Source organism: Janthinobacterium sp. CG_23.3, from assembly GCF_046115965.1.
Lineage (GTDB): Bacteria > Pseudomonadota > Gammaproteobacteria > Burkholderiales > Burkholderiaceae_D > Janthinobacterium.
The window spans coordinates 23,773-30,387 of sequence record NZ_JBJXIB010000070.1 but is presented as its reverse complement, the minus strand read 5'-3'; the positions used below and the strand labels follow the sequence as shown (position 1 = coordinate 30,387).

The window sequence follows — 6,615 nt, the reverse complement described above, 5'->3', positions numbered from 1 at the left end:
TCGTAACCTCTCACTTCTTTCTTCCCCCCCCCCCCCCTCCCCCCCCCGCCTCCCCCGCGCCGGCGTCCGCGCCGGCGCGGCGTGCGCGGCCGGCGCGTGGGCGGCGTGGGCCGGCGCGGCGTGCTCGTGCTCGTGGTCGTCGTCGAGCTTGAAGATACTCACCGCCTGGGCCAGCTTCAACGACTGTTCCTGCATGCTTTCGGCGGCGGCCGCCGCCTGTTCGACCAGCGCGGCGTTCTGCTGCGTCATCTCGTCCATCTGCGTGATGGCTTGGTTGACCTCTTCAATGCCGTTGCTCTGTTCCAGCGTGGCGGCGGTGATCTCGCCCATGATGTCGGCGACCTGCTTGATCGACGTGACGATCAAGTCCATGGTCTGGCCGGCCTCGTCGACCAGCTTGCTGCCGGCGTCGACCTTGTCGACCGAGTCGCCGATCAGCTGTTTGATTTCCTTGGCCGCGCCGGCGCTGCGCTGGGCCAGGTTGCGCACCTCGGAGGCGACCACGGCGAAACCGCGGCCCTGCTCGCCGGCCCGGGCCGCTTCGACGGCCGCGTTCAGCGCCAGGATGTTGGTCTGGAAGGCGATGCCGTCAATGACGCCGATGATGTCGACGATCTTGCGCGAGCTGTCCTTGATCGAACCCATCGTGCTAACCACCTGCGACACCACGCTGCCGCCCTTGACCGCGACCGACGAGGCCGACACGGCCAGTTGGTTGGCCTGGCGCGCGTTGTCGGCGTTTTGCTTGACGGTCGAGGTCAGCTCTTCCATCGAGCTGGCGGTTTGTTCCAGCGAGCTGGCCTGCGACTCGGTGCGCGAGGACAGGTCGGCGTTGCCGGAGGCGATTTCGCGCGAGGCGATGGTGATCGTCTCGGTGCCGGCGCGCACGTCGGTGACGGTCTTGACCAGGCTTTCGTTCATTTCCTTGAGCGCCCGCAGCAGCGCGCTGGTTTCATCCTTGCCGGTGACCTCGACGTGCGAGGTCAGCTCGCCGGCGGCGACCTTTTGCGCCACCTCGACCGCGCCGCGCAGCGGCCCGGTGATGCTCTTGGTGGTGACGATGGCGCAGACCACGCCGACGGCCACGGCGACGCCGCCGAGCGCGAACAGCATCAGCATCAGGCGCATGTCGCCGGCCACCGAGCCGTCCATGAAGCTGCGCGCGGCGCTCTGCTGCAGGCCCAGCAACTGGTTGATCGCCACCAGGGTTTTCTGGTCCAGCGGGTCGATGCGGCTGGCGATGACCTTGGCCGCGCCTTCGCTGTTAAACGCCAGCACCTGGCCGATCGCCTCCTTGAAGGCGACGTCGACTTCCTTGTCGAAGGCGGCGATCTCGCCCAGCACCTTCTTCTCGGTGTCGTCCAGGCCCAGCGTCTGCAGCTTGTCGCGCGCCGCCTCGTAGCGCTTGCGCTGTTCCTTGACCTTGCCCTCCTCCTTCTGCATCAGGCTGACGTCCGACTGCAGGCCGATGTTGCGCATGGCGATGCCGGTTTCCAGCATCGCGCTTTTCATCGCCGCCGCCTGGGCGATCTTGGCGTTCGACAGCTCGACGCCGGTGACCAGCTCGGCCTTGTTGCGGTAGTTCAGGAAATTGGCCGACAATACCATCGCGACCAGGATGGTCAGAATAATGCCAAAACCAATTCCCAGACGAGTGCCAATCTTGAAGTCGCGTAAATTCATTTCAGTCTCCGTAAAATCCCACTTTGTCCTGCCGGCGCCCCCGCTGCGCGCCGGCAAACCCCTGTTGACCCGGTCTCTTACGAACCTTCGGCCGGCCGCCCCCGCGTCGACGGCGTGGTCCGGCAGCACTGCATGGCCCTACCTTACCGCAACGCGGCCCGGGCGGAAAACAATTCCGCCGTCACGCCGCCAGCTTGTCGATCAAGCCCATTTCGCCGCTCGACATCAGCTTGTCGATGTCGACCAGGATCAGCATGCGCGCGTCGATGGTGCCCAGGCCGATCATGTAGTCGCTGCTGAAGGCGGTGCCCATCTCCGGCGCCGGCTTGACCTGGTCCGGCGTCAGCGTGGTGACGTCGGAGACGCTGTCGACCACCATGCCGACGATGCGCCCGCCGATGTTGAGGATGATGACGACGGTGAACTGGTCGTACACCGGCGTGCCGAGCTTGAACTTGATGCGCATGTCGACCACCGGGATGATGATGCCGCGCAGGTTGATGACGCCCTTGATGAACTCGGGCGCGTTGGCGATGCGCGTCACCACCTCGTAGCCGCGGATTTCCTGCACCTTCAGGATGTCGATGCCGTATTCCTCCGAGCCGAGCGTGAAGGCGAGGAATTCATGGCCGGCGATGTCCTTGCCGTCGGCTAGTTTCAGCCCTGAGTTTTGCTGGTCTGCCATGATGGTTTCCTATCTGGTCAAGAGGGGATGGATTCGTCGGCCAACTGGCGCGATGAACGGATGAGGGCTGTGACATCGAGGATCAGCGATACGCCGCCATCGCCCAGGATGGTCGCGCCGGACACGCCGACGACCTTGCGGTAGTTCGACTCCAGGTTCTTCACCACCACCTGCTGCTGGCCGACCAGGTCGTCGACGAACAGCGCCGCCTTGCGGCCCTCGGTTTCGAGGATCACGCAGATGCCCTGCGACGGATCGGTGAAGCGCGGCGCGATGTCGAACATCTGGTACAGCGGGATCAACGGCAGGTATTCGCCGCGCACCTTGACCACGCTGCCCTTGCCGCTGATTTCCTTGACGTCCTCGGGGGCCGGTTGCAGCGACTCGATGACGTAACCCAGCGGCAGGATGTAGACTTCCTCGCCGACGCGGATCGACATGCCGTCGAGGATCGCCAGCGTCAGCGGCAGCGAAATCGAAATGGTGGTGCCGAAGCCCTTGGCCGAGCGGATGTCGACGGTGCCGCCCATGGCGCCGATGTTGCGCTTGACGACGTCCATGCCGACCCCGCGGCCGGACACGTCGGTGACCGCCTCGGCGGTCGAGAAGCCCGGCGCGAAGATCAGTTGCCACACCTCCGGGTCGCTCATCTGCTCGGACACGGCCATGCCCTGCTGCAGCGCCTTGGCGAGGATGCGTTCGCGGTTCAGGCCGGCGCCGTCGTCGGACACCTCGATGACGATGTTGCCGCCCTGGTGGCTGGCCGACAGGAACAGCCGCCCGGCCTCGCTCTTGCCGGCGGCGGCGCGCGCGGCCGGCATTTCGATGCCGTGGTCGATGCTGTTGCGCACCAGGTGCGTCAGCGGGTCGACGATGCGCTCGATCAATCCCTTGTCGAGTTCGGTGGCGGCGCCGTTGGTGATGAAGTCGATTTTCTTGCCCAGCTTGGCGGCCAGGTCGCGCACCATGCGCGGGAAGCGCGAGAACACGAAATCCATCGGCATCATGCGGATCGACATCACCGCTTCCTGCAGGTCGCGGGTGTTGCGGGTCAACTGGCCTATGCTGTTGAGCAGGCGCTCGTGCAGCATCGGGTCGAGCGCGTCGGCGCGCTGCTCGATCATCGCCTGGGTGATCACCAGCTCGCCGATCAGGTTGATCAACTGGTCGACCTTCTCGATCGAGACGCGGATCGACGAGGACTCGGCGCCGGCGCCGGCCTTCTCGCCGTCCTTGCGGGCGGCCGGCTTCTTGTCGGCGTCGGCGTCGGCCAGGGCCTCGCCGCGGACGGCCGGCGCCGCCGGCTCGGGCGCGGCGATGCCGGCGACGGCGCGGATTTCCTCGATCGGCTGGAAGAAGCCGTAGCCGCGCTCGGCGTCGCTCGGTTCGTTCGACAGCGCGCGGATTTGTTCGATCGGCTGGAAGAAGCCGTAGCCCTCGCCGGACTCGCCGGCGGCCGCGGCGAACGGTTCGATCGGGTCGAAGAAGCCGTAGCCGAGCGCCCCTTCCACCTCGGCGCGGGCGGCGTCCTCGATGCCGCGCTGGGCCGGCGTCAACGGCGGCGCCTTCGACACCACCAGGTCGTCCGGGTTCAGCACGAACGAGCAGATGGCGATGATGTCGTCCAGGCTTTCATGGGTCGTCACCATCATCGCGTGGCGCTCGCCGTCGAGCGGCGTCAGCGCGACCAGGCCGAGCAGGCCCAGTTCGGCGGCCAGCGCGTGCACCTCGCGCAAGTCCATCGGCGGCAACTCCAGGCGGTAGCGGGTACCGCCCTCGTGGTTGACGACCTTCGCCTCGGCGCTGTGGAAGGACGGCGCCGGCGCCATCGCGTGCACCGGGGCGCCCTGCGACAGCGACTGCAGCATCATGCGCACGTCGGCCACGGCGTCCTGGTCGACGGCGCTGCCGAGGCGGTGGCCGTCGAGCTGCATCTTGAGGATGTCCTTGGCCGCCAGGAAGGCGTCGACGTGCTCGGACGTCAGCGCCATCTCGCCCTTGCGGATGCGGTCGAGCAGCGACTCGAGGATGTGGGTCACCTCCGACATGTCGGTGATGCCGAACGTCGAGGCGCCGCCCTTGACCGAATGGGCGGTGCGGAACACGGCGTTCAGGTCTTCGGCGTCGGGCGCGGCGATGTCGACGGCCAGCAGCAGCCGTTCCATTTCGGCCAGCAGTTCCTCGGCTTCATCGAAAAAGACCTGGAAGAACTGGCTTATATCGATGGTCATGTGGTGACTCCGTCAAATTCGCGTTGCATCTGTGCACTCCATGGCGAACATTAGCCGATCACCTTCTTGACCACCTCGATCAGGCGTTGCGGGTCGAACGGCTTGACCAGCCAGCCGTTGGCGCCGGCCGCGCGGCCCTTCGCTTTCATCTCGTCGGACGACTCGGTGGTCAGCATCAGGATCGGCACCTTCTGGTACGCCTCCTGCTGGCGCAGCAGCTTGATCAGTTCGAGGCCGTCCATGCGCGGCATGTTCTGGTCGGTCAGCACCAGGTCCACCGTTTGCAGCTTGGCCTTTTCCAGGCCGTCCTGGCCGTCCACCGCCTCGACCACCAGGTAACCGGCGGCCTTCAGGCTGAAGGCCACCATCTGGCGCAGCGAGCTAGAATCATCCACTGCAAGTATCGTTTTAGCCATCTTTGCTCCCACTATTTTAATTCCGGGCACCGCGCCCGCTTGTTTGACCGATTGTGTCGACGCCCCCCGGGCTAGAACAGCTCGATGTCGCCGCTTTCCAAATGCTGTTGACTGACTGCCTTGCGCAGCACGCTGCGCAACTCCAAACTCTGTATCGCCAGCGCCATGCTGACCTTGCCGAGCAGTTCGACGATTTCATCGTTGTCGCTTTCCGGCAACATTTCAGCCCCGTGCGAACTCAGCGTGCCGAGGAATTCGCGCAGGCCGGTGACGCGTTTCAGCGTGCGGTCGATCAGCTGGCTGGTCATGTCCTGGAATTGCATGCTGGTGATGGCGGCGTTGACATAGCCGCCGACCTCGCCCTGCATCGCCGCCAACCTGGCGCCGTCCTCGGCGCTGGGCACGCCGCCGGCCAGCAACAGGTCGATGGTCTGCTGCTGCGCGGCGACGGCGGCGTGGATCGCCATGAAGTTGCTCGACAGCTTCTCGATCGCCTCCTCCAGCAGGAAGCCGGTCTGCACCAGGTCGGTCTCGACTTCCGTCAAATGCTTGCGGCCGTGGTCCGAGACACCGGACAGCAGGCGCTTCACGTGTGAGCCAAGGATCTTTTTTCTCGTCATAACCGTTCTCGTTTTCCAGATGCGCGCCCAGACGCGCGCCTTGCTATTTTTTCAGTGGCTGCGGCGGCGGCGCCGCCGGCGCCGGCTCGGCCGGTACGTCCAGCGCCGCGCCGTCGCGCAACACGTTCTCTTCGGTGCGCTTGTTCATGACGATGATGCTGATGCGCCGGTTGATCGGATTGAACGGGTCGGCCCGGTCCAGATGGGCCGCCGACGCCAGTCCGACGACGCGCAGGATCTTGCCCTCGGCCATGCCGCCGACGATCAGCTCGCGCCGCGAGGCGTTGGCGCGGTCGGCCGACAACTCCCAGTTGCTATAGCCGACGTCGCTCATATACGGCGTCGAGTCGGTGTGGCCGGACAGGCCGATGCGGTTCGGCACCTCGTTGAGCACAAAGCCGATCGCCTGCAGGATCTCGCGGGTGTAGGGCTGCACCACGGCGCGCGCCAGCGCGAACATCGGGCGGTTCTGTTCGTCGACGATCTGGATCCGCAAGCCCTCGCTGGTGATGTCGAGCAGCAGCTGGTTCTTGTATTTGCGCAGCGCCGGATTGGCGTCGATGGTCGCCTCGATCTTCGCCTTCAGCGCCGCCAGGCGCTGCCCCTCTTCGCGTTCGAGCGCCGCCTTGGCGCCTTTCAGGTCGAACGTCTTCTTGACCAGCGGGTCCTCGCCTTTTTTGACCTGGCCCTGCTGCCGGCTCAAGTCCTCGCCGCCGCCCGGCACCACCGAGGAGCTGTCGCCGCTGCCGGAGCCGCCTTGCATGGCCACCTTCAGCGGCGTCTTGAAGAATTCGGAAATGCCGTTCAGGTCGCCCTTGGTGGTCGAGCCGAGCAACCACATCAGCAAGAAGAAGGCCATCATCGCGGTCACGAAATCGGCGTAGGCGATCTTCCACGCGCCGCCGTGGTGACCGCCGGCGGTTTTCTTGATGCGCTTGACGATAATCGGACGCAGGCCTTCATCCGCCATGTTGTGCCCC

At 65.5% G+C, this 6,615-nt stretch carries 6 protein-coding genes; all 6 read right to left on the bottom strand.

Annotation, left to right across the window (positions count from 1 at the left end):
- On the bottom strand, positions 1 to 1,683 hold a 1,683-nt coding region (locus ACFDR9_RS16710), incomplete at its 3' end, for a methyl-accepting chemotaxis protein (RefSeq protein ID WP_409031729.1).
- A gap of 181 nt (positions 1,684 to 1,864) precedes the next feature.
- Positions 1,865 to 2,368, bottom strand: a complete 504-nt coding sequence (locus tag ACFDR9_RS16705; protein WP_017876521.1) for a chemotaxis protein CheW — start codon at positions 2,366 to 2,368, stop codon at positions 1,865 to 1,867.
- A gap of 17 nt (positions 2,369 to 2,385) precedes the next feature.
- A complete protein-coding gene (gene cheA / locus ACFDR9_RS16700; protein WP_409031728.1) occupies positions 2,386 to 4,599 on the bottom strand; it encodes a chemotaxis protein CheA in 2,214 nt (737 codons plus the stop codon).
- Between the two features lie 50 nt (positions 4,600 to 4,649).
- Positions 4,650 to 5,015, bottom strand: coding sequence for a response regulator (locus ACFDR9_RS16695; RefSeq protein WP_026132839.1), 366 nt, complete (start codon positions 5,013 to 5,015; stop codon positions 4,650 to 4,652).
- A 71-nt stretch (positions 5,016 to 5,086) separates the two neighbouring features.
- A complete protein-coding gene (locus ACFDR9_RS16690; RefSeq protein ID WP_026132840.1) occupies positions 5,087 to 5,635 on the bottom strand; it encodes a hypothetical protein in 549 nt (182 codons plus the stop codon).
- Positions 5,636 to 5,678: 43 nt separating this feature from the next.
- Entirely contained in the window at positions 5,679 to 6,605 is a 927-nt protein-coding gene (gene motB, locus ACFDR9_RS16685; RefSeq protein WP_017876525.1) for a flagellar motor protein MotB, read from the bottom strand.
- Between the last annotated feature and the right edge of the window lie 10 nt (positions 6,606 to 6,615).